Genomic DNA, 26,702 nt, shown 5'->3' with positions numbered 1-26,702 from the left:
ATTATGAATAAAATGGAGAGGTGAAAAAATGAATAAGCCAATTCAACAATTTCGTCGCTGGCTGGTAATGTGCTTGACGATGATGCTTGTTGTTACGGGAGTGTTGCCGGCATTGCCTGCGTCTGCGGCACTGGGTTCTAATTGGAATACGACGACGGGTGTTGTTGTGCCGGCAGCATATAGCGCATCAGGCAGTGGTAATGGGCAAACATATGCTGCGCCTTTCAAGACGATTTCAAAACTGGTATATGGAATCCAACTGGCCTATAAGGATACCTCCAAAAATGGGCAAGGTGTTGACATCACGGTAGATGGGGTTCCGCTCATCAATAATACAGTGTTTGCTAACGACATCATCACCTTGCCAGATTTTAATCTAAACAGCAGTGGAGCAGTTACAAGGGTTACAGTTAGACCTAAAGTAACGACAGATCCAACGAATGATACAGCTGAGTTTTACATCCAGTATGCCCCCAATCCAGCTGCATCTGGAACAGGGCCCCTGAAGATTGATAACAGTTCTGGTCAAGGTAAGTATGCTAGTGATCCATTAAAAGTAACGAACCGAACCGTATCTGGTCTGAAATACACATACGGGGTTGCAGCGACCGTTGATAAAACACAGGCTGTTGAAGTACAAGTAAACGGCACTACAGTTCGAACTGTATATGGGGGCGCAGGAACACTGCCAGATTTTGATTTGTCCCCTGGTCTAAACGCAGTTCAACTGTTTGCTTCCAATACAGGCGAGCGAGATGTTATTTATTACGAGTACAACTCGCTGAACAGTCCGATCACGATCACGAACTTCTCTGGCGGAACAACCGCCTACAATCCGGTTGTTTACGGTGATTCTACGATTAATATCGTAGGTACGTTTGGAAGCGGTGTGACAGGCAGCAGCCTGCGCTTGAAAATTTTAACCAACAATGGGCAGACCATTCAAGATTTGAGCAATACAGCACCATCTGTTAGCGGCAGTACATTTACATTCAGCAATATCGGCCTGAAGCCAGGGCTGAATCAGATTTCTTTTTACGAAAAAGTAGGCAATGTTACGAAAGAGCACTATCAATTTTTCGTGCAATACAACAATACACCGCTCGTGAGTGACTTGAGAGTTAACGATACGGTGCTGAACGATCCGAATGTTACAAGCAACCCAACTTATATCACGGTACCATCTTTAAATCGTCTGAACCTGAACATGGACGGGAAAGCGCTCAATGCTGATACCGTTGAAGTGAAAAACGTTCGCACAGGAGACGTAGTAAAGACTCAGGTCAACCGAACAGGTTCATTTGGACTGAGCATCCCATCGCAGATTGGTGAAAACACACTGGAAATTCGCGTGTTTAACCAAAACAAAGAAGTAGGAACGTTTGTGCGGAAATTGCTCGTCACGACTACTTCAGCAGGAAGCTCCGATCAATTTTACAAGGTAAGCTTGGGTGGAGTGGCATTGCAGCCAAATCAGCAGGCGGTGCTTAAAGGAGCTTCTACATCTACTGCGATGAACTTGAATGGTTCGGCATTGTTGAAGTACGTGGACATTGCAGGACAGCAGTTGTTCCAGGAATTTAAGGTGACGATTTACGAAGGAACAAATAAAACAGAATACAAAACAGCTGAAGGAGTAACGTTCACTCCTATCGGCAATCCACAAAGCGGATTTACAGAATATGCGATTAACCTTAATGTACCAGCAGGAGCATTCCAGGACGGGAAAACTTATAAAGTTGCACTGAGCTATCAGTATTTGTCCAAAGACTCCAGCGGTTCGGTTACATCCCCGTCGGGCTATATCGGGATTGCAAACTACGAGTATGAGTTTAAATATCTGGACAGCACAAAACCAAGCTTTGAACGAGTAACAAACCTGGCGAATGGTCAAGTCCTGTCCCAAACAGCAGCAAACACCATTGTGTCCTCGCCTTTGGAATTGAAGGTAGAGACGCAAAATATTACTGGCAACATTACAATCAAGTATAACAATCAAACATTAACAGCGAGCGAAGACTATGTGATTACAACAGGTTCTAATCAATTTACACTTACCTTGAAAAAGCTTCCACAAGGTATTGGGAAGTTGACCATTGACTATACGGGAGGTACACCGACGTCAACGGCCTATACACTTGATATTCGAATTACACCGTATGCACAACTGACTTATGTTGACGCATCTGGACAAGTTCGAAGCTTTGAAGATGGATATCAAGTGAAAAGTGAAAATGATATCCGGAACTTGGATGGAAAAGTATACAATTATGTGTTGAAATCCGCGAATATTGAAGCCACTCTGAATGGCACTCCCGTTACTATTTCTGACGTGAATACGAATAAGGGAACGTTTTCGATCCTTAAAGATCAATTGCCTTACAAAAAAGGGAACAACGTCTTGAAAATCACTTTGACGGACGATCCTAAAACCGTGTTTACTTACAATGTTTCTTATAACACATCCAAGACACCATCTATTGAGGATGTGAAGCTGGAGATTATCTCCAACGGTGATACAGAAGAATTGACGAAGAAAGCTGCTGATCCGTCTTACCGTACGGGAGCAAACTTCTTGAGCAACTTGAGCTTTACCGTTAACGACGCTACGCATGTTTACATCGAGAAAAACGGTAAACGCATCAACGACTTCCGTTACAAGAGCGGAGACTGGGATCAGGATGCAACGAACCAGGAGTATGTGAATACTCGCTTGGAAGCAGCCCTGAACAATGATTTGAGAGATCTGTTCGATGACCACAATATCGACTCTTTGTCTCGCTCCAAGTTCGAAGGGAAGATGAGCTCGAAGAAGTACGGGGATTTGGTTGAGGAAGTTCAGGATGCGGTGACGGATGCAAAAGAACAGGAAAAAAAACTGGCACTCTTCCCGCTGACCCTGAAAAAAGGCGGAACGACAGTTTACACGATCGTCGCAGAAGATGACAACGGTACTGTGATCCGTTACGACATCAATATCGAGCAAAAATATTCCAGCTGGGAAGTTCTTTCCCCAGTCAAGGCAAAAGAAACAGACCAGTACATCATTGTAAACAGCAACAGCGCTGTTGTAAAAGTCTTCGCTGAGAATGCAAACAAAGTATTGTTTGGCAAAACAGAAGCGAAAGTAACGAATACAACAAACCCTGACTTCTACTACGATGATGAACAAGGAAAAACCATTCCAGAGACATACTATGTATTTACATCCACTGTCCCGCTGAAAAAGGGTCTGAATACGGTGAAGTTTTCCGTAGTGGTGGGAGACAGTACGTACAATGACGAGATCAAGATTTACAACGCAAACTCGTCTGTAAACGGTGCTGAGTATCGCGATGTGTTAGGCAAGAAAGTAGCATTCAGCGTGTTTGAAAAGCAGTTTGAATTGAAGTTCCCGGCAGGTACTGTTCTCTTGTCGCCAGATGATGGACGAGCAGGTCAAGAGGTCAAGAACCCGAATGGAGATATCTTCGTTGATATCCCGCTGTACTTCGGTATTGCCGACCGTACTACCGGCCAAGTAAACATTGCTGATGACAACATGGAAGATAGGCTCGTACTTGAATCCAACTTCAACTACGCAAGCCCACTCTACTATGTAGACGCAGGGGATACGGAAGCGCCATTCGGTCGAGATCCTTATTATGACGAAGGCGATGCGGAAGATTTCAAGAGCCGTTGGCAAGACAATTTGGTTCCAAGCCGCAGAGGAACGCTTACGATTAAGTACGATTCTTCTATCGTAAATGCAGCAAACAACATCCTCACGATTTACTACCATAACGGGAATGAATGGAAAAACATCGGTGGAGTTGTGAATACTGGCTCCAAAACAGTACAAGTGCCATTTGCCGGATTTGGTTTCTACATGGTCATGAAAACTAGAGAGTCCTATGATGACGTAGTGAGCCATGACTTTGCCCGAGATGCCATCGAAACACTGTATGCAAAAGGAATCATGCCGGCATACAGCGGCAGCAGCTTCGGAGCAAATCGGGACATGACTCGTGGTGAGTTTGCAACGATGCTTGTAAAAGCTCTGGCTTTGCCAATCAATGCTGGTCCTTATCGCGATAGCAATGAACGTGATCCATCTGAGCCGACATTCTCGGATGTACGTCCAAATCGTGATACATGGGATTATCAGTACAAGTACATCGAGACTGCTGCGAGAGCAGGTATTATTCGTGGAAAGCAGCCAGGCTACTTCCGACCAGATGACTCACTGACTCGCGAAGAGGCTGCTATCATGATTGCACGTGCTTTGAACTTGAAAGTAGGAACGCTTGATGCTTCCAAAGTTGCTCTGAACAAATTGTTTACAGATGCAAAAGATATTGGTTACTACGCAGCACCTTCTGTTCTCGTTGTGAACAAAGCCAAGTTGATGAACGGCGAGCCGAATGAAGCCAATGTGAAAAAGCCAACTTACAGTTTCAAACCTACAAATAACCTGACTCGTGCCGAGATGGCCGTTATCACTGTTCGTGTGATGGTCCAACTCAAAAAACTGCCTAAGCAGTAGTTCCAAACTTACGCATATATAATAGAAGAAAAGCTGAAGACGGCGTCTGCCCCTTCAGCTTTTCTTTGTTATCTCCCTCAATAAAATCAGGCTTCTCCCTGCTCATCTCCCACAGCTTCTACAGGAACCTCGACATACTCTTTTTCACCCAAAGAAATTTGAGCCTGTCCATTCGTCAAATCGGTAAAGCGAGCCACAAACGCATCTTGCTCACCTTCAGGTATGAGGACATGCGCGGTAACTTTGTCTGTAAAGTCAGTACCACTCACCCGATACTCGCCAACGCGCAGTTCGTTTTCGACTTTTCCCCACCACGTATAGTCCACGCTCACAGAGATCGTTTGGTGCAAAGTATGGATGACGATTTTGGCGGCCTTCAAAGCAGTGACGGTTCCTGCTGTATAAGCCCGAACCAATCCGCCAGCTCCCAGCTTGATTCCGCCGAAGTAACGAGTGACGACCACAGCCGTGTCCTTTACGCCATTTTTCTTGATGCATTCCAGGATCGGTTTGCCAGCGGTACCGCTCGGTTCGCCGTCATCGCTCGAACGTTGAATTTGATCGTTTTCGCCGATGACAAAAGCCGAGCAGTTATGCGTTGCATCCCAGTGTTTCTTTTTGATCATGGCGATAAAGGCAACGGCTTCTTCTTCCGTCGTAACCCTTTGCGCATAGCCGATGAAGCGGGAGCGTTCGATGACGATATAGTTCTCTCCATAACCAGCGACAGTTTTGTATTCCGTTAACATCGTACAATCACCTCAAGAAAAGGATATCATGTCAAAATAATGTTGGCGAATCCTGAAATGTTTTTGACACATAATCGTAGTAATCTATGTGGAAATGAAGGACTAAATCAGAAAGGGATGATCTATACATGGTAGAGTGCGTATAATCCCTTATGAAAATGCTGGTACGACACTAATTTTTCGTGTACGAAACATTACTCTGTGATATAGTGATCTTGGGACAAACTGTAATATTTCAAGTGATGAAAAATTTTATGATCAATACAAAATAAAGGAGTGGAATTACGTGAATTTTCCATACTCAAGCAAAAAATGGATGAGCATCAGTTTGGCAGCTGTACTCACAACGACACTGGGAGCAGGGGCTTTGACAGCGTCTGCGAATACAGCAACAGATGCGGCGACACAAGCACCTGTGGCTGCTCAGGCTTCCACTGACAAAGTAGCGGCGGAAACAGGAACTACAACTGCACCTGCAACGGCCGAAGAAGAGTTGACTTTGGAAAAAGCAGTACAGCAAGCATTGCAAACAAATGTTACTTTGAACAACGCTCGCCTGGATGCCAAAAATGCAGATATTAACGAGTCGCTTTCTTATAAAACATCTGCAGATATGCCAGCCGAGATGATCGAATCGCTTGAGCTTGCTAAAGCGAAACACGTCGGAAATGCCCAAGGTGAAATGAACAAGAAGCTGAATGCCCTTGCGGTAACAGCTACAGAAAGCAAAATTAAGCTGGGTGCGCAACAAGCTTATTACAACATGATTTTTGCTCAGGATGACTACGACTTGAAAAAACAAAGTCTGTCCCGCGCCGAAACTCAACTGAAAGTTGCCAAGGCTGCTTTTGATGTCGGAACCAAAGCAAAAACAGATGTTTTGCAGGCAGAAATGGGCTTGTCTGGGGCACAGGCAGCTTTGACAAGTGCCGCAAACAGCGTGGAAGTAGCACGTATGGATTTGAATGATTTCCTTGGTGTCGATTTGCAGAAAAAGTGGAAGATTGTAGCTGCAAATAAACAGACAGCTCCGATTACATTGACAATGGAAGAAGCACAAAAACAAGCACTCTCCAAACGAATTGAAATGACAAGAGTTCAGGAAGAGCTGAAGCTTGCCGAGCTGAATGTGAAGCTGATCGAGGAATATTCCGCGCTTTCCACATTGCCAGGCCGACAAGCTCGCAATAACGTGGAAAAGGCAAAATTGGCGATCGAAGAGCAAAAACGCACGATTTCCAAGGAAGTTGCTCAAGCCTATCTGAACCTGAACGCAGCCAAGCAGGCTATTGAATTCCAGAAAAAAGCGAAGGATTCCGCTGCTGAAAGCTATCGTTTGACGAATCTGCGCTTTGAAAATGGACTTGCAACCACGCTCGAAGTGATTCAGGCAGAAGAAGAATTGTCCGATCGTGAGAACCAGTACCAAAAGGCAATTCTCAACTACAATCTGGCGGTTGTGAACTTTGAAACAGCGCTTGGAAACTAAGTTGAGTTAGGGAAGAAAGATTTGTAAGGTTTTGAATGGAATTGGAAAAAGGTTCAGTCGTGACAGTCCGCCCTGCGTACCCTATAATACGAATTGTGGCGGATGTCACTTCGTACATAATTGACAGGTGAATAAGAACCCACGAAAAAATCTTTAAATTTTTTTCGAAGGCGCCGCAACTTTTGATTAGCTCAGGCGTTTAATAGGATGTCACACGAAATACGGGGAATTGTGTAAAAAAGATTCACGAATACTAGCAGTTATGTTACACTAGTGATTGTTGCATTTTACACAATACTGAATATACTAGAGATTTTTAACGCAAAAAAGCGAAGCTGACCTGCGAAAGGAGGTGACACGCGCTTGCAGGATTCGGGCTTTAAAAAGAAAGATAGATTGACAACAAATATTCCCCAAGAACAATTTGTTTATACTAGAGGAGGAGAACACAAGGTTATGAAAAAGGTCGTTAACAGTGTATTGGCTAGTGCACTCGCACTTTCCGTTGCTCCAATGGCTTTCGCAGCAGAAGATGCAACTACTACAGCAGCTCCAAAAATGGATGCAGCTATGGAAAAAACCGTTAAGCGCTTGGAAGCTCTTGGCCTGGTAGCAGGTTATGGCAACGGCGAATACGGTGTAGACAAAACTATCACTCGTGCAGAGTTCGCTACTCTGATCGTTCGCGCTCGCGGACTGGAGCAAGGTGCGAAACTGGCACAGTTCAACACTACTTACACAGACGTTCGTTCTACTGACTGGTTCGCTGGTTTCGTAAACGTAGCATCCGGTGAAGAAATCGTAAAAGGTTTCCCGGACAAAACTTTCAAACCACAAAACCAAGTTACTTACGCTGAAGCAGTAACTATGATCGTTCGCGCTCTGGGATATGGTCCAGCTGTTAACTCCAGCGGATGGCCTAACAACATGATCTCCAAAGCTTCCGAGCTGAACATTGCTAAGAGCATCACTACTCCTAACAATGCAGCAACTCGCGGCGACATCTTCAAAATGCTCGACAACGCTCTTCGCGTAGACCTGATGGAGCAAGTTGAATTCGGAACGGACATTCGTTACGAAGTAACTGACAAAACTCTCCTGACGAAATACCTGAAAGTTAACGTTGTTGACATGGAGTGGGCTCACAAGAAAGATCGTGATTCCGAAGATCTGCCACTCGTGACTAACGTACCAGCTATCGGTCTGGGCAAATTGAAAGCTAACGAAGTTACTTTGAACGGTAAAGATGCTGGTCTGGGCAACACTACTTACAAAGTAGCTGATGGCATCAACCCTAACGATTTCGATGGTCAACGCGTACAAGTGTGGATCAAAGAAGACCGTGAAAACGTAATCGTTTGGATGGAAGGTTCCGAAGACGAAGAAGTAGTATTGGATCGTCTGAGCGACTTCATCCTGAAAGGCAAATCCATTTCCGACGGTAAAGACCTGAGCACTTCTTCCCTGTCCGATCTGAAAATCGAACTGGATGCTAGTGGCAAAACTTACCGCGTAAACAAAAACACAAAAATCACTTACAACTTCACTCGTTACAACGATCCAGTTGATGCTCTGAAAGACATCATCGCTGCTAACGATTCTTTCGGTGTGAAAGTTGTATTGGATGACAACAACGAAATTTCTTACATGCACGTAATCGATGACACTCAAATGGACCAGAATTCCAAAGTGAAATACGGTTCTGAAGTTATCGGTAAAATCGATGTTGAGAAAAAGAAAATCACCAACCTCGATACTGGTAAATACAACGAGCTGGATGACAAAGAAGAAGGTAAAGACTTCTTGGTATTCCTCGATGGCAAACCAGCTAAATTGAGCGACCTGAAAGAAGGAGACGTATACTCCGTTTACTATGCGGATGGCGATGATGACAAACTGTTGGTATTCGCTAACCGCCAAGTAGTAGAAGGTAAAGTTGACAAAGTTGTTACACGTAGCAGCACAGACGTACGTCTGACTGTTGGTGACAAAACTTACCGTATCTACAAAGGAGCTACTTACTCCGACAACGGTAACAAAGACGTTAAGAAACTCGACGATTCCAACTGGGATCTGATCACCAACCTGGATAGCGAAACAGTGAAATTGGTCCTGGATGCTTCCGGTCGCGTTCGTCACGTTGAAACAAAAGATCCAATCGACGATCGCAAACAAAAAGCAATCATCACAAAAGGTGTAGTTTACAACTCTTCCAAAGACACTTATGACTTCACTGTGATGACTCAAAAAGGCAAATCCAAAGCTATTTCTTTGGAGAAAAAAGACATCTATGATGAGTTTGGCAAAAGCTATAACAAGAATGACAAAGATGCAGACGAACTCGAAGGAATCCTTCAACCAAGCAAAGACGATTCTATCGTATTGTTGGAAGTAACTTTCGATTCCAAGGGTGAAGTTGACAAAGTTAAAATCACTGGCTCTAAACTGATTGCTTCTTCCGGCACTGCTTGGGATAAGCTTGCAGATGAGAAGGATGACGTTGTCGGCGACTACGAAGTAACTGACAAAACTGCCATCTTCAAAATGACTGGCAAACTGGATGATTCCGGAAAACGCGCTGAACTGAAAAATGCTGGTATCGCGAAGTTCAAAGACGTTGCGGATGAAAGCGACCTGAAAGTTTACTACTCCATCGATGAAGACAAAGATGAAGTAGAAGCGATCTTCGTAGTAGAAGGTGAAGGTTTTGAAGGCGACACTATCTATGGTGTAGTTCAAGACTACAACACTTCCAACAAGCAAGATACTGTCAAAGTGCTGACTAAAGACAAAGACAGCGGCAACGTTGTTTCCAAAGAGTTCAAACTCAACGATGATCGTGAAGATATGCAAGATGCAGGCATCGTTCGTGGCGATTTCATCGCGTTCCAACTGAACTCCGATGATGAAGTGATTGTTGAGGATGTTGTTGAAGTAGTAAACAACAAAGCTCTCAGCAACAAAGACGACAAAACAGTAAAATTGCTGAAACAATCTCAATGGTCCGAAGCAAACATCGAGAAAATGACAGTTGCTCGCGTTGACAAAGTAGATGGCAACACCATCACTTACGAATTCAAAGATGAAGATGGAAAAGATCGCGTACAAAAACTGTACACGAAAGCTTCCACTGCATTCATCGACACTTACGATGACATGGCAGGTGAAGATGGTGTAGAAGAAGGCGACTACATCGTTCTGATGGACAGCAAAGACATCGATGGCGATCGTTATGACTATGTCCTGATCGTAGGTAGCGAAGATTGGGCAGATAAGAACGACATCAACGAAGATGCTATCAAGAAGTTCTTGGCTCAAGGAATTGGTGGTATTGATACAGGTACGCCTGAGTGGGATGCTCTTCCTTCCACAGTAACTGGCAAATTCGTTTCCATCGGTGGTGGCGTTAACGGTTACCAAGTAGTTGCTGACCTGAACAAAGATGTTAAATCCGCTGATGTTGACAAAGTTGAATTCTACATCAATGGCAACAAAGTTGCAGCTAGCGAATACGTTCTCGAAGTAAAAGACAATCAAGTAAAAGTACTTGAGTACACTACTGACGAGAAAGTAACTTCCAGCGAAATCGTAGTATTCAACAAAGATGGTAAATCTGACAAAGCTAAAGTAACTTTCAAAGAAGCTGAATAAGATTACCTCTAACAATCATGTAGGGATTTTTGCTGGGCATAGAGGGGGCTAATCCCCTCTATGCTCTACATACCCTATATACAGAGAACTTCCTATCAAAAATACGGAGGGGTAGTACGTGAATAAAAAAGTTGTTCTTTCTGTTCTCGCGACCGCTGTAGTAGCTAGCATGGCTGCTTCCGCATTTGCCGCACCAAAACAAGGTCTGTACATCGGTGGAAATGTTAAGAAGTTCTACTCTACTAGCACTTTGCTGAACATGACCAAAGATGCTCGCACTGCTTACAAAAACGAGCTGAAAACTGCAGGTTTCCAAAACCTCGTTTTCGTAAACATCAAAGGTCAAGGCGCTACCATCAAAGAAATGATCGACCTGGGCACTAAAGTAGCTCTGGCTGATCCTTTGAAACAAAGCGATTTCCTTGATTCCTACGGTGTAGTACAAAACGACGGTACTGTTTCTGGTACTGAAGAGCCAGGTAAACATGTAGATCCTACGACTCCAACTGGAGATCTGAAAGTTGAGTCTGTGAGTGCTATTAACGCAAGCCAAATCGAAGTTAAATTTGGCAAACCAGTATCTGATAGTGCAACTGGATTTGGTGCAAAAAACCCAGCTAACTACCAGTTGACTGGTGCTAACCTTACAAGCATTGATCTTTCTGAAGACGGTAAAACTGCAACATTGAACATTACACCATTGACTTCTAAAACTTCTGTTGCTGTCACTGTGAAACAAATTGCTGATGCGTCCGATTCTACTAAGAAAACAGAACTTTATACAACTACTGTAGTAGTAGAAGACAAGACACCTCCAACAGTAACTGAAGTTGTATCTAAAACAAATGGTTCTACAGCTTCTACAGTAACAGTTAACTTCTCTGAGCCTGTAAAAGTTGGTGCAACTTTCAAAATTGATGGAGTTGTAGTTCCTAACCCTTCCATTCAATACACCAATGGAAACAAGACAGCTACATTTAGCGGGCTGACTCTTGACGCAACTAAGTCGCACACATTGGAAATTATCGGCTTGTTGGATACAGCTGATAACAACACCAATCCAAATCCATACACTAAATCGTTCACAGTTTCTGTAGATGCTACATTGCCTGCAGTTTCTACTGTAGAAGCATTGGGCGATAAAGCGATCTTGTTGACTTTCAGCAAGAAGATGGATGCTACCACTGTTAATATTACTAACATCAAGCTCAAAGATGAATTGCTTGCTGACGTTCAAACAACTGCAATTGGTGCATTGCCAGGTGACACTACTGGTACAAAATTTGTTCTTCCAATCGCTCCAACTGAAACACTTTACTCTGCATCTAAAACTAGCCGTAACCTGACTGTCTTGGTAACTGATGCTGTTGCGGATGCATTGGGTAACAAGCTTGCAACTACAACTAAACCTGTTACTCTGAACAAAGATGTTACAGCACCTTCAGTTTCTGCAGTTAGCTTCCTGAATGATGCTTCTGGAAACCTCGCTTCTTTGACTGTAGAATTTAATGAGGCATTGAAGGCTGGTACCTATACGTTGGCCGCTGCTAATTTGTCCGTAATTGACAAAGATGGCGTAGATGTAACTAGCACCTTTGTTGCTTACCTGGACCCTGCAACTGTAACTGCTGGTGGCAAAAAACTTGTGTTTAACATGAAAGCTGCTGCTACCCCTGCAAAATTCTTTAATCAGTACACATTCACATTCAAAGCAGGTCTTGTGAAAGATGCTGCTGAAACTGGTAACGATAGTGCTGCTTACACTAAAGTGATTGACTTTGGTGCGCAACCGGCTGGTGACTTCGTATTGACTGGTACTCCAGCTAGCTATAATGCTGCAACGGGTGTAATTACCATTCAATATGGTCGTGCAGTTAAAGGTGGCGCAGTTGCTGGTTCTGCCACAGACGGCAACAACTACACCTTGAATGGTGTGGCATTGAACAATGCTACAATTACATTGAAGGCTGACAAAACAGAAGCCTACATCACACTTCCAGCTGGTTCTATCCCTACTAGTGATACAGCTGCTGTTCTCCGCATCGCTGGCGTTCAAGATACTAGTGGTGTAACAATCACTCCATTCGTACAAACATTGAACGTAATTGATAATGCTGCTCCTGTGTTGGAGTCTGCTCGTGTTCTTGATAACAAGACAATTGAGCTTACTTTCAACGAAGCGTTGGCAACTGTAACCAATGCTCAAGTTGGAGATGAGTTTGTTATCTACGAAGGTACAACAGCTAAGGTTTTGGCAACTGGTGAATTGCAAGCCAACAATGTAAGCGGCTTTGCTAAAAAACTTAATGTTACTATTAACAAAACTTCTGGTGCTACCGGAGCGAACATCGGCAATGTATCTCCATCTGGCTCAGGAACTGGTGCTACTAGTGGAACCTTTAACGGAGGTACGGATACAAACTTTGTTGTTAGAGTTGCTACTGTAGATGGGGCTGGAGCTCCACTTACTGTAGAAGTATCTACTGATGGTGGAACTAATTACGGTGCTCCTGTAGCTTACACTCCAGGAATGTCAGTTGGTAATGGTGTAACGTTCACTATTACTGGTACCAACGCAGCAACGGATACATTTAGCTTTACTGCAACTGCAGCGGTTCCTGGAACTCCTGTGGTTCTGGATCTCTCAAAAGACCTCAGCATTAAAACTGTAGCTCCATCTACTGGAGTGGACGTTAAAGATTTGGCCACCAACGGCCAAAAAGGCGATGTAACTGTAACTGTTGCGAAGTAATCGAAGCGTTACTTTATAAGCTCTTTATACTAGAGTGAAAGAAGTGGAAAAAACCCCCTAATACAAAAGTGTATATAGGGGGTTTTTCTAACTATCTCATCAATTTGATAGGTGAAACTCCTATTCATGCTAACAGCTCAGTAATCATGTACCTAATCCTCCTGCATCCAGTGAGGCTCTACCATAGCTGAAGGGATGAAGTCAGGTGAAGTCGTACTCGAAAGAGGCGGGGTTCCATAAAAGATGACTATGGCTAGGAGACGAACCCATGGCGAGAGATTAGAAGGAGAACATGGCTGTCAATAAGCTAGCAGTTCGGCTCTGTTCCCTGCATCTGTAATAATGCAGTGGCAATCGGAATAATTCGGGCTGTTAAACCGATTGAACTTTCTAATATGTAGTGGGGGCCTAAGGTCATTAAAAATAGGGATAGATGAGATGGAACGCTTGAAGTTTCATATGGGGAGATGAGGTAGCATCAGTGAGCCATATGGGATGGCGGCGGGTTCGTAGTAGTGTTGATGGCTTGCCGGTTGAACTCGTAGTGGTAACACAAGCGAGGAGGATAAAACTAGCCGGAGCGAAGGAACTCAGTCGGTTATAAGTGGTAAGAACACCTAAGTCAGTGTAGACAGAGCAAAGAGTTGTTTCTACATTCTGCTCTGTCTGCCTTTTCATCATGTTTCTCTTGTAATCGATGGAACGCCGTGTGCGATGAAAGTCGCCCGCACGGTGTAGGCCTAGCCGAAAACCACATTTTTGAAAGTGGTTAGGTAGGAATAGCGTTACTGGTACAGGTGGCGGAGGTACGATGCCTCCAATAAACGTTCCACCAGTCGCGACTAACGTCTTTGTTTCAGGCATTACAGAGGTTGGTAAGACACTCTTTGGAAATTACGAATATTCTGATGCGAACAATGATCCTGAGGGAACTTCTATTTTCAAATGGTATGCGGATGGTGCAGCAATTCCCAGTGCAGATGGGAAAAGTATTGTTTTAACTTCAAGTGAGTTAGGTAAAACAATACAATTTGAGGTAACACCAGTAGCATTGACTGGAATTCGCAATGGAACACCTGTGAATAGTACATCAAGCTCTGTTATCGTCAATCCAAATAATGCACCTACAGTGACTGATGTAAAGATTACAGGCACCCCACAAGTTGGTCAAACTTTGACAGGCGGCTACACATACAATGATGTCAACGCTGACCCTGAAGGTGTATCTACCTTCAAATGGTACGCAGATGATGTTGTAATTCCAGGTGCTACAGCAATTGCTTACACATTGACTCCTGGCGAGCTAAACAAAAAAATTCGCTTTGAAGTCACTCCAGTAGCACTGACAGGCACGCTAACTGGTCAAGCAGTAAAAAGTGCAGAAACACTTGCAGTAACCCCTTAAAAAAATTACGAAACGTTACTTCATAAGCTCTCAAATGAGAGTGAAAGAAGTGGATTGGCTCTCGTTTGACGGCGAGAACAACTCTAACTGCCTTATTCAATTGATTGGTGCAATTCCAATCCATGAGAAACAGCCAAAACTCTCATGTGCCTAATCCTCCTGCAAAGGTAATTAACCTAACCCGTTAATACCTATGAAGTCAGGTGAAGTCGTACTTGCGATAACTGCGCAAGGCGGGGCTCCTTAAAAGTTGGCTATGGTCAGGTGACGAATCCATGGTGACCCAATACGAGATAGCTGTTGCTAGGTAAAACAAGCGCTAGGGGTTTGGCAACAGTCGCTGTACGTGTGATCGTGCAGACGAGACAGGAACAATTTGGGCTGTTAAACCTGTTTTTCTCGGATTGTATAGTGGAGACCTAAGGTCAGCAAAACAAGGGATAGACAAGGTGGAACGTTTGAAGTCTTATCAGAAGAGGTGGGTTAGCACCAGTGAGGCTGATAAGATGGCAGCGGGTTCGTAGTAGTGTGGATGGCTTGCCGTTTGTACCCGTAGTGGTAACACAGGCGGGGAGGAGAAAACTGGCCGGAGCGAAGGAACCCAGTCAGCGGATAAGAAGGTAAGAAGGATGGAAAACTTACAACGGGCATTGTAATGTTTTTCGCAAAACCGATGACAATTGAAAACCAACTAAAGGGATTGCGGGTAGAGATATAGCTGCAGTCCTATTTGTGTTTTTCAGGGGCTTAATTGACTGGTAGAATTGTCGCAATTTTATTGAAAATCATCGAGTTTTATGCAACAATTTAAATTGCCCATTGTAAACCAGTACATACCCTTACCGTTGATAGTACGCCGTGTGCGATGAAAGTCGCTTGCACGGTGTAGGCTTGACGAAATCCTTGATCTGAAAGGATAGTCAAGAATAGCTCGAGCTTAAACATTGTTAATGGTTCTTTTCATGTTGAAGTTAATACGGTTAAGTCTGACAACACGGATTTGGTTGTATTGAGAGACTCGAACAATAATCCAAGCAGCTCAGGAACTGGAAAAAATGTTAGCAATCTCATCACCGTTACAAACAACTCCAATGCTGTACAATATGAATATGACCCTGTAACCGATAGCTTCAAAGTAAAACAATCCGGAACAGAAGTTGGCAGTGTCACATTCACCAAAGTAGATGGGATGTTTGACTTCAGCGAAGGTGCTCTCATTGACCCTCAGGCATCGATGACTAATGGTTCAGTTGGTCATCTCAAAGCAACACTGAAAGATGCTCAAGATGTAGAAGTAGGAAATGTCACTGTAGACGTTAATTGCTTTTTGATACCTTAAAATCCAATGGCCAGACTGGAAGTAGTCTGGCTCTTTCTTATGATTTAATGAGGCAGCTTGAAATGGAGGGCGTGGATGAAATTTATCCTGGACGACATAAGAAACGATTTGGAGCTGTACGGGAGATTGATGCGGCCGGAGCATGTATACCTGGTAAGCCAAACGCAAGGTGAACACATTGGCATAGGTGTCCGGGAGTCATCCACACCCATTGCGTATATGGTGGTTCGAATATCGCGTGAACAGTCTCAGGCTTCGATTATCGCTCTAGAGGTAGAGAAAAGTTACAGTGGGTACGGGCTTGAGACAATTTTGCTGCAATTTCTGGAGGGCAAGCTTAAAGAGCAAAGCTACCATTATCTCACTTACGACATCGTTGTACAGGAATCAGAGAATGCTGCCAGGGAGTTTTTGCAGCCGGAGGATGGCTGGGATAGCGGGCAAGTTTTATCTACCGTGTATATCGCAGACATGGAGGAATTGAAATCTGCCAAATGGATGAATACGATACGTGCTCCCCTGCATTTTCGTACATTCAGTTGGGCGGAACTGACTGAAGAAAAGCTGGTTTCCATTCAAGAAGGGTGTAATCGGTGGTATCCGGAGAAATTCTCCCCTTGGCAGGAAGGCTACGACATTGACCATCAACTTAGTGTCGCTCTCCAATACAAAGGAGAGATAATCGGTTGGCTGATGGTCAAGCGGGCAGCCAGCAACATGGCTCTCTTTAAAAGTCTGTTTGTTCGAGAGGAATTTACCAGACTGGGCCGAGCTGGCGTGGTTCTCGTCGAAGGCTTGAAAAAAGTATTGGAGAATCAGGAGATACGATACGCGATGTTTGTTGTGGAAAAAGACAATGCGGCGATGCTGCAGATGGTCAGAAAGCATTTTACTCCTTATATCATTCGGCGAAAGAAGCTCATTTCGTTTAAGAAGAGCATTTTGTAGGCTGGATTTTTCAATCACATGTTCAAGTTTGTTTCGTCTGTTATGTAAATCAGGAACGAAAGTGGAAGTAAAACAGGATGGTTTAAAGAAGGTTGTAAAAATCAAAAACGGTGGCAGCACCAAATCTAGCTCTGTCTCTCTATCGGAGATGCAGGGCTTTTTGTTATGTAAAAAGCGAGTGCAGCAGTTAGTGGCCGAGCCGCTGAAAGACACTCGATATGGGGATTTTTCGTTAGGAGGGACTGTATAGGCGATTTGTTCAGTGTTTGTTCAGTGCAAATAAATATACTGAACATGCCCGTTGTATATGTTTGCCTTCTTTATTTGTTGATGACACGCCGTATGCGATGAAAGTCGCCTGTGCGGTGTAGGCTCGCTATAATCCGAAGAGTTGCAGGGATAAGGCGAGAATAGCGTGAAAGAAATGGAGTGGAATGCAAGACAAGTGGTGGCAGGTGAGGCTAAGGCTGGTGGCAGGACTGAAATGAACAAGCTGGATTTTGCCAAAACGAGTGCGATGAACGACGGAAGCGTTACGGTTATTTTTGATGATGGCAGCATTCAGCAAAGCAAGAAATGGGCTCGGCAAGCATTTTCCGGCATGGGTTTCACGAAGAGTGAGTTTGGTTCTTCTAGCGGCAAAAGCGCGTTAATGCTCACCGTTTCGGACGAACTGTATGTTAGTGAGCGGTTGAATGCCAAGGCCGATGGAAGACGAGCAACAGATGGATCAAATTATAGACTCACACACAAAGCAGAAGACCGTTCGTTTTATAGAACGGTTTTTTTGTATGGCGTTACATTTTAGGCAAAAGGCAGATGCCTGTTTAGAATTTGTTCAGTTGCCCCTGATACAATAAAAAAGCCGTACCTGCCACAGGACATGTCCAAAGTTCTGGGAGGTGAGTGTGATGAAACCTGTATGGAATTTCTTTATTATCCCTGTTATCAAATGCAATGGGTGCGGACATGAAAAGCTGCATAAAACCGATCATAAAGACCAGATGTTCAAAGACATGATTGATGGTCAGGTTATCGAGATCGAAGTGAGGCGACAACGATATCGATGTCCGATGTGTGGAAGCAAGGAATGGGACAAAGTCGTCGGGGCATCCTCTTATTCGAAAAAAAGCAAGCGGCTGATCGACTGGGAGAAACAGCTCGTGAAGGCGCAACAGAAGCGAGAGTAATGGCTGCTCACGCTCAATAGGCAAGTCTGTCGGAAAGCTGACAGGCTTTTTTTTCGTGAAAAAACGTTTCGAGGGTGTTCATGAGCAGGGATGTGACTGCTTTTGACCAATCAAATGGCCATGATTATTGCAAATGGAAACATCTTCTATATTACTTTTTACAATATAAATAGACGGCCAAAAACCAATATACTATACTGAATAACAAATAACATAATTAGTAAATAAAAGTAAATTAAACGAAATAATCCTTTCTATTGGACAGGAATGATGCCAGCTTGCACAATGCTTTGCTTACGAACAAGAAAAAGCTGTTAGTTACCGGCTTGTCCATTCTGACGGTGTCTTCCCTTACTTATTTGGCCGTGTTTGCAGAGCGGCTTTCGCCTGTTTCCCCGACAGAGACGTTTATCCGGCAATACATGACGAATCCGAATGGCACGTTGGCTACTTATTTGCAGGAAGCCCGTTCCACGAATGAAGACATAGCGGCAGGCAGAGAAGCGCTGTCTGAGTCCCTCGGCATATGGATGCAATATGCGTGGGTGAAAGGTGACCGGCAATTGTTTGCCGACAGTTTTCGGTTGTTACGGACCTTTTTTCTGACTCCACAAAACCGAATTTACTGGAAGCTGTCGCCGGACGGGCAGCCGCATGTGACGACAAATGCTCTCGGGGATGATCTGCGAATTGTCGATGCGCTCTGGAAGGCGGCTGACAGTTGGGAAAATGAGGAATACGCAAAAGCGGCAGAAGCGGTAACACAATCGTTATTCGCTTCGTCCATACACCATGGATATCTCGTCGACTTTTATGACTTCGCGAAAAAGGAGTCTCCGCAGACACTCAGCCTCGTTTACGTCGACATGTCCGCCCTGAAAAGGATGGCGGATCACAACAAAATAGACGCAGATGTGTACCAGCGCTACCGTGATCTGTTAATGAACATGCCGAACGACGGAATATTTTACCCTAAAATATTCCACATCGAGAATCAAATGTACAGCTATGCTAACTCGGTGAATCTCATTGATCAACTGATTGTAGCGATAAATCTGGCAGAGGCCGGGCGTACGCCTCGGGAGCTGGTTGTTTTTTTGAAAAAGGAGTTCGCGCAGCAGCACCAATTGCCGGGGCGCTACGACCGGGCTAGTCGCACAGCAGCTGTGTCCTATGAATCTCCTGCCGTTTACGGATTGGCAATCTTGCTGGCTCTGAAGCTGGATGATCCGCAATGGGCAAATCAACTGCAAGCCAGAATGGTGCAGCTGCGCAGTAATGACTCCCGCTTTTTGGGCGGCTATGTTTTTCAGGAAGATACGCATGCCTTCGATAATTTGGTGCCGCTTTTGGCCGAGGAGGCGCTGCGAACGTATAAGGACTGATGAGAAAACCGAATAAGCAATGAGAGGAGCTGAATTATGAACAACAATTCTCCGACACGCAAGATGGAGATAGGGTACGGCATCTTGCTCCTGCTTACGGTGCTTCAGGAAGCGCTGGTTTATGTCCATGTCTACATAGATCAGTCGTTTGCGATGGTTGAGTTTGTTTTGAGCATGGCTATTTTGCTGGCGCTCCTGCTCGGTTATGTGCTGCCGATGGGGGTATCGGTCGTTTTGGTGTTTGTTTACTTGGTCAGCTATGTTGTTTGGCTGGCTACGTATGCCAATACGAGTGTTATTGTGTACGCCTGGTTGCTGGTCATGCCCGCGAACGTGCTGATTGCAGGGTTTATCAAAACGTACTTGCTGCGCAGCAAGCGACTCGTGGAACGGTTGGAAGAACTGAAAGAAATCAACCCGGTCATTGATCTTGATACGACACTGGGCAACAAAATGGCCTTTGCGGAAACGATGCTCAGACAGTCTAATCTGGCAAAACGTTATGAGGGAAAATACAGCTTTTGCCTGGCGATGTTCAAAATCGAGTTTTTGCCGTTCGTACAAGAATCTCTTGGCTCAGAGGGGTATTCGCGGCTTTTGCTGGAATTGTCCCAGACGATTCAAAAGCAACTCCGCTTCGAAGATTACAAGTTTTCGCTCGATGAAGGACGGTTTGTCGTGCTGCTGCCGATGACGGACAAGGATTATTTGCGGCAACTGACGGAACGAATTAAACACGCCATGATGGACAAGGATTTTCCGGACAAAAAAGGACGACAGTTGAAGCTGGTCATTCGCTCGGGAGCGCTTGTTTTTCAAAAGGAACAATTCAATCAATATGAGCAAATCGACAGCGTCATAGCGGCGCTTGAACGAAATGCGGAACTTGATCTGATCGGAGAGTACGTGTAAGCCGATCTGGTCTGGAAAAGGGAGGGGGCTTCTTATGTCATACACCAGCTGGTTTATCCCCTTGTGCATTGCGATCAGTATGATCTTCGCCGTTACGATTGTTTTTCTGACGATCGCCACGTTGGTTTTTCGTGACAGAGTGAGCAAAAAATACGATCGGAGGAAAATCAGTGGCTGAGTGGCTCTTGTTGCTCGCAATTATCAGTATTTGGGTCGCGGTGTTTGAATCTGCGTTGATTATGGCTGGAGCCATACGCTTTGTGTCCAGACAGAGCAAAGAGGAATTGGTGATTCCGACGGAGATGGACGCTTTTCCAGCCGTGACGATACTCGTTCCGGCCCACAATGAGGAGCTGGTCATCGCCGCGACAGTCGAGCACATTTTACGGCTGAACTATCCGGCGGACAAGCTGCAAGTGATCGTCATTGCCGACAATTGCACAGACCAAACGGCGCAAATCGTGCGGGCGGTACATGGCAAGCCAGAGTTCTCGCAGCGCAACCTGACTGTTCTGGAACGAACCGGGAAGGGAGGGAAATCGGGAGCGTTGAATGACGCTTTCAAACTCGCTACCGGGGAATGGATTTGCGTGTATGATGCCGACGCCGCACCAGAGAAAAACGCGCTTGCTTTTCTGATCCAAAAAGCGCTGGAGCAACCGGAGCGGTACGGGGCGGTTTTTGGGCGGAACAAGGCACGGAATCGCGACCAAACTCTACTCACCCAATTCATCAATCTGGAACTGGTGACCATGCATCGTGTTTATCATACGGGGCTATGGGAGCTGTTTCAGTTGGGGTCTATTCCGGGAACGAACTTTATCGTCAAAAGCTCGCTGATCGCGGAGTTGGGCGGATGGGACGAGCAGTCCCTTACGGAGGATACGGCGATTTCTTTTGAAATATTAAAGCGGGGCCAGCTGATTGCTCTCGCACCGCAGGCAGAGGCGTACCAGCAGGAGCCGGAAAAGCTTGACGTCTACATGAAGCAGCGTCAACGCTGGGCGATGGGGAACTACCGCACAGTTATCGGGAACATCTCGCATTTATTTGACAGCACGAGCTGGCGCATCAAGCTGAAGGTGTTGTATTATGCAGCGAGCTACTTTTGGTTTATGGTGGCGATTGTTGTTTCCGATATCATTTTTGTGACGAACCTCGTATACAAGGTGATCTCCTGGTTTCATCCCGAGGTCGTGTCTCCCTTCCAGTTTTCCGAGGATATCTACGTCTACTTGGTCGTGGCTTGGGCGCTGATGTACTCCATGTATGTGCTGCAAATCAATCTGGCTCTGGCTACCGATATCGGTCAAAGCACGACGAGAAACTTCGTCTTGTCTTGCCTCTCGTATTTTACGTATGCGCAGCTGTTCATCGTCATCTCGGTGCAAGCATTTTGGGGACTGCTGGCTGATAAAGTGACAAAAAGAAAGAGAAGATGGTACAAGACGCAACGCTTTACCTGATGGGCTGTGCAAGAGGAGACTCTTTTACTTTTCTTCCGTACTCTTCCAGATGATAGGCAGTTCCTTTTGTCAAATCTGTTATAATAAGATGATAGATTGATTGATGAAAAAAGAAACGACTGGTGCCGAGCCGGAAGAGACGGGTGGAGAGAACTGTGAAATACGAAGTGATTTTCTTTGATGTGGACGATACGTTGATCGATTTTGGCATTTCGGAAAAAAATGCGATGGATAAAGCTTTCCACCGTTTTGGAATGCCCGAAGGCTGGCTTGCCTACCAAGCAACGTACAGTGAAATCAACAAAAGACTGTGGCTGGAGCTGGAACAAGGAATCGTGTCACTGGACGAGCTTGGAGTGGAGCGGTTCAGCCGTCTGTTTTCAGCGCATGAGCTGTCCTATGATGCTGTTGCTTTCAACGAAGAGTTTTTGGCCAATCTGGCACAGGAAACGCCGCTGATTCAAGGAGCGCAGGAAGTATGCAGCAGTTTGGCGAGATGTCGCCTGGCTATCATTTCAAACGGCTTTGCCGAAGTGCAGAAAGCGAGAATCGCAGCATCGCCTCTTCGCCATGCTTTCGAACATTTGATTATTTCCCAAGAGGCCGGGTTTCAGAAACCGGATGCACGAATTTTTGACTATGCATTTTCCAAGCTGCAAGTGACAGACAAGTCGAAAGCTTTGATCGTAGGAGATTCGCTTACTTCCGATATTCGAGGCGGACACAACTACGGGATCGATACATGCTGGTTCAATCCGCAAGGCAAGGAAAATCGGTTGGACATCGAGCCTACGTACGAGATTCGCGATCTGACTCATTTGCTTGAGCTTGTCAGACTGACAGCGGATGAGCGGCTGCCTATATAAGAATATATAATTTCCCTTATATTTCCTGTCTATCGAATGATATAATAATCCTAGGACTTATGATCTAACTGTTTCTGGAGGAATTAGCATGGATCAACCAACTGATCTGTTGCATCGTATCGAGAGCATGCGTAAAGAGTTATCCGAGCTTGTTTTGGAAAAAGGAAGCTTTCTGCATCCGACTGTGATCGATATGTCGCAAAAATTGGATGAGTATATCGTCAAATACCAAAAATGCCTCCAGTTACACACATAAATGAGCAAAAAATTATCCACAACCTGTGGATAAACCTGTTATTAATTGACTGAATAATAAAACTATACAAACCGAGCCGCATAACCTGAGGCTGGCTTTTGCTCAAAGTCGCGCTCTGTTGTTATGCGGCTGACTTCATTCGTTGCGGCTTGTTTCGCAGTTTGGCAATCAGCAAGAGAAGCAGCGGCAACAGAATTTGCATGAAAAAGCCGTAGTAAGGAAGCGAAGTTTCGTCGAGATAGTTAAAAACAATCATGTTGGGGATGCCCCAAAAACTGAACAGCACGATCAAAAAGCCGATTGGCCATACGAGCGGCCGGTAGTCGGTTACTTCCATCAGTTGTGCACTGCCGAGGACGATGACGTAGAAAAATACCGATATTTTGACAAAAGCGCCCAGCACCCAGACCGCCATCACCACAGACTCCAGATTCTCGAAAAAATCGGCAATACTGACGTAGCGCGAAGCAATCATTAAAGGGTAGAGCATGCTGGAAACATCGCTGCCAAACAAGAACAGAGAAAACAAATTGGTGGCAATCATCGTGATGGTTACAGCCAGCACGGAAAGCATTCCCCACTTTCGGCCTTTGCTACTGTCGGCTAACAACGGAAAGAGAAAAGCCGTCAGCCAAAACTCGCCAAGCCAGATGTGCGGAACAACAGCTCCTTTCAGCGAAGGGACAATGCCGTTTTCCAGTACCGGAAAAAAGTTTTGCCAATCCAGATCAGGCAGCAGCAAAAGGACCATGAGGCATAAGGGAAGTACGAACAGCGGCATGAACAACAGGGCTGCCCGGCCAATTACTTCAATGCCGCCGCGAACAGCAAAGACACAGACCAGAATCATGCTTGCGATGACGACGACGATCGGAGTGTTGAACAGAAAAGCGCCGACGACAAACTCGGCGTAGTTTCTGACGATTTGCCCCGTCCACATCAAGTAGAGGAAGCAGTAGAGAAAGCCGATCAGTTTTCCGGGAATCAACCCGACGATTTGGCAGCTGTACTCGATCAGCGTTTGCTGCGGGTAATACTGATGAAGCCGATGGGAGACGTAAACCGTCAGAAAACCGGCGAATGATGCCCAAATGGGAGACAGCCACAGGTCGTTATGGGCATAGGTAGCCATCGTTGCCGGCAAGGACAGGATAGCTGTGGCGATAATCGTGGGGTACATCATGACGCCCATCTGAAAAGCCGATATTTTGCCTTTTTCAAGCATAGATGATCACCTCTGGCAGATCACACGCGCCGCCGTTTATTTTTTCATCAAATTTCCCCAAGGCTTGAACAGTTCATTCAGCCAAGTGACAGGCCCGGCCATATTGGGCAAATCGAATTGGGCCAATACCCACCCACACAACAAGAGAGAGAAAAAAGCGATTTTGTCTCGAAGCGGCTTCTGCCGCAAAGCTGGAAGCTCAAAGAGAATGATGAGCAGGACAAGCAATGTAACGCCTAGCGTAACGCCCCATCTCACTTTTCTCTCACCTCCTCCTCGGGTATGCCGCCAGGAAGCGTAACCAGGCCAGGTCGGCGAACGTACGCATGAATATCCGTGATTACTTTTACGTTGGGGAAAATGTCGTCCCAGTTGTTTTTGGCTGCCTTCCACTCTTGAGGATATTCCCGATAAAAGTCCGTGGCAAAGTCGAAGATGTCTGCCTTCATTTCGTGCTGTACCTGTTTGAGGGCAAGCTCAATGCGGTCTTCGATGTCCTGTTGAAATGCTTTTTCCACAAGCTTGATCATCTCGGGATTGCTCATGTCCAGGTTCGTGCCGTTTTGCACAACGTCTCCTTCCGTTTTCGCCTTTATCGTCATTTGCCATTGTCCATTGCGGATCGAAGGGATGAATTTGATATCCGAGTGGATGGGGTTGAGAGAGACTGTGCCCTGCACATTTTTAAGCTTGGCGGTGACGGTGTAGCGCTCTACTTCTCCGCGTATCCACATGACGCCGCGCGTCGCTTTTTCGTTGATCTCTCCGACCATTTTGCCTTTTCGAAAAACGGCGGTTCCCATGATGTATGGCGCTGTCTCCAACCCTTTGGCCTCGTTTGGCGGCGGCATGACATCGATCAGGGGGAGAGCGGCAGCATTTGATTTGCCGCGCAGCATTTCTTTTAACTGAATGATCGTGACCAGCATTCCGATATGCATATTTGACATTTCGCGTATGACTTCGGACGAGTAGCGTTCAAGCTCGGGACGAAGCTCCAGGGTCTTCGCTGCCTTGCCTTTGCTGACAAACATGTAAGCTCTTTCGCGCGGTTGCGGGTGGCGAACGAGAAAGTCCATTTCTTCGGCAATTCCCCGTTTTGCCATGTCCTCTCCAAAAATGAATACTTCGCAGTGGCCCCAAAAAATTTTTCGCGGAATCTTCGTTTGCAGCAGAGCGATGGCATCGGCAATACTGGCACCTTTCGCCGACTTTACAAGCGTGAGATTTCCGCCGCTGCTTGTGCTGCCTCTGCCCGCACTAAGGGCGCGGGGGATGAATACTTGGACAGACAGCTCGATCTGATTGTCATCTGCTGTATCAATCGCAGCTCCAGTAATAATCGCCAGATCATTGATCTCGGTTCGGTCCCAGCACCCGCCGAGAAACAACAGCGACATCATGAGAAGCGTCAGCAAAATCCGCTTCATGACGATTTTCCCTCCTGTCTGGCAGGACGCACGAAGGACAACAAGAGGAGCAGCAGAGGCAAAAGAGTCAGAACGAGCGGGCCGAGAAACGGGAAGACGGCCACATCAAACTTGCTGGTTTCCATCAGACTGGGGATACTCCAAAAACTGAATAGTGTAATGAGAAAACCTAGCGGGAGAACGATCGGGCGATAATCTGACAAGTTGAGCAATTGCGCACTCCCAAGGGCAGTGGCGTAATAAAAGACGGAAATTTTGATGAAGGCGCCCATAATCCAGATCGCCATGACAAGCGATTCCAGATTTTCGAAAAAGTCGGCAAAGCTGACATAGCGAGCGGCTGCCATCAATGGATAAAGCATCGTTGCCACATCGGTTCCGAACAAAAAGAGCACGATCAGGTTGGAGATGAGCAATGTCAGCATGACAGCAAAAACAGAGAGGACACCCCATTTTCTGCCCTTTTCCCGATCGGTCAAAAAGGGGAGCAAAAAGGCAAGCAGCATGTACTCCGTAAACCAGCCTTGCGGAATGAGCGCTCCTTTTAGCGATGGTCCTACGCCGTCTGCCATGATCGGGAAAATCCGGTCGAGCTGAAAGTCCGTGAACAGCAAGACAATCAGGAGCAGCAGCGGCAGGACAAAAAAGGGCGAGAATGCCGTTGCCGCTCTCGCGATTACTTCGACGCCTCCGCGGACGGCAAAAGCGCAAAGCAGCAGCATGGTAGAGATGACGACTACGATTGGCGTTTGGGTGAGAAAACTGCCTACGAGAAACTCCGCGTAGATTCTGACTACCAGAGCGGTCAGCAGTACATATAACAGCATCAAAAATGCGCCGAATGCTTTTCCGAGCAGCTTCCCGAGAATATGCTCGCTGTACTGGATGATCGTCTTTTGCGGATAACGTCTGTGCAAGGCGTCTACGACCAGCACCGTGACAAAACCGATCAAGGAAGCCCAGATGGGGGAGAGCCACAGATCATTGTCGGCGTAGGCGGCAGTAATGCTTGGGACCGTCAGCAAAGCCGTAGCGACGATGGTCGGGTACATGAGAACGGCCATTTGAAAGGCGGATATTTTTCCTTTTTCCAGCATTGCTTCCTACACCTCGC

Annotated in this window: 19 protein-coding genes; 14 read left to right on the top strand and 5 right to left on the bottom strand. The window is 45.7% G+C overall.

The features are described from left to right. Window positions 1-28: 28 nt before the first annotated feature. A complete protein-coding gene (locus tag HP435_RS26260; protein WP_122962613.1) occupies window positions 29-4,525 on the top strand; it encodes an S-layer homology domain-containing protein in 4,497 nt (1,498 codons plus the stop codon). Window positions 4,526-4,611: 86 nt separating this feature from the next. Here HP435_RS26260 and HP435_RS26255 read toward each other — a convergent pair whose 3' ends face one another. Beyond that, window positions 4,612-5,274, bottom strand: a complete 663-nt coding sequence (locus HP435_RS26255; RefSeq protein WP_173599021.1) for a YigZ family protein — start codon at window positions 5,272-5,274, stop codon at window positions 4,612-4,614. Window positions 5,275-5,560: 286 nt separating this feature from the next. Here HP435_RS26255 and HP435_RS26250 point away from each other — a divergent pair, with 286 nt between their 5' ends. The 13 genes from HP435_RS26250 (at window position 5,561) to HP435_RS26190 (ending at window position 22,933) form a co-directional block, all read left to right on the top strand. Next, window positions 5,561-6,763 carry a TolC family protein gene (locus HP435_RS26250; RefSeq protein WP_173599020.1) on the top strand — a complete coding sequence of 401 codons (1,203 nt, stop codon included), beginning with the start codon at window positions 5,561-5,563 and terminating at the stop codon, window positions 6,761-6,763. Between the two features lie 456 nt (window positions 6,764-7,219). Further along, the gene (locus HP435_RS26245; RefSeq protein WP_173596454.1) at window positions 7,220-10,414 is read left to right on the top strand and encodes an S-layer homology domain-containing protein; all 3,195 of its coding nucleotides are present in this window, start codon (window positions 7,220-7,222) and stop codon (window positions 10,412-10,414) included. 118 nt (window positions 10,415-10,532) lie between these two features. Beyond that, window positions 10,533-13,166 carry an Ig-like domain-containing domain gene (locus HP435_RS26240; RefSeq protein WP_173599019.1) on the top strand — a complete coding sequence of 878 codons (2,634 nt, stop codon included), beginning with the start codon at window positions 10,533-10,535 and terminating at the stop codon, window positions 13,164-13,166. Window positions 13,167-13,977: 811 nt separating this feature from the next. After that, window positions 13,978-14,571, top strand: coding sequence for a hypothetical protein (locus HP435_RS26235; protein ID WP_173599018.1), 594 nt, complete (start codon window positions 13,978-13,980; stop codon window positions 14,569-14,571). Between the two features lie 1,009 nt (window positions 14,572-15,580). Then, window positions 15,581-15,910: a hypothetical protein gene (locus HP435_RS26230; RefSeq protein ID WP_173599017.1), complete on the top strand. Its 330-nt coding sequence runs from the start codon at window positions 15,581-15,583 to the stop codon at window positions 15,908-15,910. A 129-nt stretch (window positions 15,911-16,039) separates the two neighbouring features. Further along, window positions 16,040-16,858: a GNAT family N-acetyltransferase gene (locus HP435_RS26225; RefSeq protein WP_229049984.1), complete on the top strand. Its 819-nt coding sequence runs from the start codon at window positions 16,040-16,042 to the stop codon at window positions 16,856-16,858. A 415-nt stretch (window positions 16,859-17,273) separates the two neighbouring features. Continuing rightward, window positions 17,274-17,666 (top strand): hypothetical protein, encoded by a 393-nt coding sequence (locus HP435_RS26220; protein ID WP_173599015.1) that lies wholly within the window; start codon window positions 17,274-17,276, stop codon window positions 17,664-17,666. Window positions 17,667-17,769: 103 nt separating this feature from the next. Next, a complete protein-coding gene (locus HP435_RS26215) occupies window positions 17,770-18,048 on the top strand; it encodes a transposase family protein (RefSeq protein WP_122962621.1) in 279 nt (92 codons plus the stop codon). 278 nt (window positions 18,049-18,326) lie between these two features. Further along, window positions 18,327-19,433 (top strand): glycosyl hydrolase family 8, encoded by a 1,107-nt coding sequence (locus HP435_RS26210; protein ID WP_122962622.1) that lies wholly within the window; start codon window positions 18,327-18,329, stop codon window positions 19,431-19,433. Between the two features lie 36 nt (window positions 19,434-19,469). Continuing rightward, complete coding sequence (locus tag HP435_RS26205; protein WP_122962623.1) at window positions 19,470-20,345, top strand: GGDEF domain-containing protein; 876 nt, start codon at window positions 19,470-19,472, stop codon at window positions 20,343-20,345. A 170-nt stretch (window positions 20,346-20,515) separates the two neighbouring features. Then, a complete protein-coding gene (locus HP435_RS26200) occupies window positions 20,516-21,811 on the top strand; it encodes a glycosyltransferase family 2 protein (RefSeq protein WP_122962624.1) in 1,296 nt (431 codons plus the stop codon). 155 nt (window positions 21,812-21,966) lie between these two features. Further along, window positions 21,967-22,677 (top strand): YjjG family noncanonical pyrimidine nucleotidase, encoded by a 711-nt coding sequence (locus tag HP435_RS26195; protein ID WP_122962625.1) that lies wholly within the window; start codon window positions 21,967-21,969, stop codon window positions 22,675-22,677. An 88-nt stretch (window positions 22,678-22,765) separates the two neighbouring features. Then, window positions 22,766-22,933 carry an aspartyl-phosphate phosphatase Spo0E family protein gene (locus tag HP435_RS26190; RefSeq protein ID WP_063230709.1) on the top strand — a complete coding sequence of 56 codons (168 nt, stop codon included), beginning with the start codon at window positions 22,766-22,768 and terminating at the stop codon, window positions 22,931-22,933. 121 nt (window positions 22,934-23,054) lie between these two features. Here HP435_RS26190 and HP435_RS26185 read toward each other — a convergent pair whose 3' ends face one another. The 4 genes from HP435_RS26185 to HP435_RS26170 are packed head-to-tail and all read right to left on the bottom strand — an operon-like array spanning window position 23,055 to window position 26,685. After that, window positions 23,055-24,158 carry a GerAB/ArcD/ProY family transporter gene (locus tag HP435_RS26185; protein WP_122962626.1) on the bottom strand — a complete coding sequence of 368 codons (1,104 nt, stop codon included), beginning with the start codon at window positions 24,156-24,158 and terminating at the stop codon, window positions 23,055-23,057. A gap of 36 nt (window positions 24,159-24,194) precedes the next feature. Then, window positions 24,195-24,416 (bottom strand): hypothetical protein, encoded by a 222-nt coding sequence (locus tag HP435_RS26180; RefSeq protein ID WP_122962627.1) that lies wholly within the window; start codon window positions 24,414-24,416, stop codon window positions 24,195-24,197. Beyond that, complete coding sequence (locus HP435_RS26175; protein ID WP_173596391.1) at window positions 24,413-25,588, bottom strand: Ger(x)C family spore germination protein; 1,176 nt, start codon at window positions 25,586-25,588, stop codon at window positions 24,413-24,415. Before HP435_RS26175 ends, HP435_RS26180 begins: the two co-directional genes overlap by 4 nt. Next, window positions 25,585-26,685 carry a GerAB/ArcD/ProY family transporter gene (locus HP435_RS26170; RefSeq protein WP_122962629.1) on the bottom strand — a complete coding sequence of 367 codons (1,101 nt, stop codon included), beginning with the start codon at window positions 26,683-26,685 and terminating at the stop codon, window positions 25,585-25,587. The genes HP435_RS26175 and HP435_RS26170 overlap by 4 nt, the downstream gene beginning before the upstream one ends. Between the last annotated feature and the right edge of the window lie 17 nt (window positions 26,686-26,702).

The organism is Brevibacillus sp. HD3.3A, from assembly GCF_013284375.2.
Classification (GTDB): Bacteria; Bacillota; Bacilli; order Brevibacillales; family Brevibacillaceae; genus Brevibacillus; species Brevibacillus parabrevis.
Note: the sequence above shows the minus strand (reverse complement) of the source record. Positions and strands in the feature narration are given on the sequence as shown.

Excerpts from the sequence above, each read along its gene's own strand:
- HP435_RS26175 (WP_173596391.1), bottom strand. The coding sequence starts at position 25,588 with ATGAAGCGGATTTTGCTGACGCTTCTCATGATGTCGCTGTTGTTTCTC.
- HP435_RS26190 (WP_063230709.1), top strand. The coding sequence starts at position 22,766 with ATGGATCAACCAACTGATCTGTTGCATCGTATCGAGAGCATGCGTAAA.
- HP435_RS26235 (WP_173599018.1), top strand. The coding sequence starts at position 13,978 with ATGCCTCCAATAAACGTTCCACCAGTCGCGACTAACGTCTTTGTTTCA.
- HP435_RS26185 (WP_122962626.1), bottom strand. The coding sequence starts at position 24,158 with ATGCTTGAAAAAGGCAAAATATCGGCTTTTCAGATGGGCGTCATGATG.
- HP435_RS26170 (WP_122962629.1), bottom strand. The coding sequence starts at position 26,685 with ATGCTGGAAAAAGGAAAAATATCCGCCTTTCAAATGGCCGTTCTCATG.
- HP435_RS26255 (WP_173599021.1), bottom strand. The coding sequence starts at position 5,274 with ATGTTAACGGAATACAAAACTGTCGCTGGTTATGGAGAGAACTATATC.
- HP435_RS26215 (WP_122962621.1), top strand. The coding sequence starts at position 17,770 with ATGAAACCTGTATGGAATTTCTTTATTATCCCTGTTATCAAATGCAAT.
- HP435_RS26260 (WP_122962613.1), top strand. The coding sequence starts at position 29 with ATGAATAAGCCAATTCAACAATTTCGTCGCTGGCTGGTAATGTGCTTG.
- HP435_RS26225 (WP_229049984.1), top strand. The coding sequence starts at position 16,040 with ATGCGGCCGGAGCATGTATACCTGGTAAGCCAAACGCAAGGTGAACAC.
- HP435_RS26205 (WP_122962623.1), top strand. The coding sequence starts at position 19,470 with ATGAACAACAATTCTCCGACACGCAAGATGGAGATAGGGTACGGCATC.
- HP435_RS26245 (WP_173596454.1), top strand. The coding sequence starts at position 7,220 with ATGAAAAAGGTCGTTAACAGTGTATTGGCTAGTGCACTCGCACTTTCC.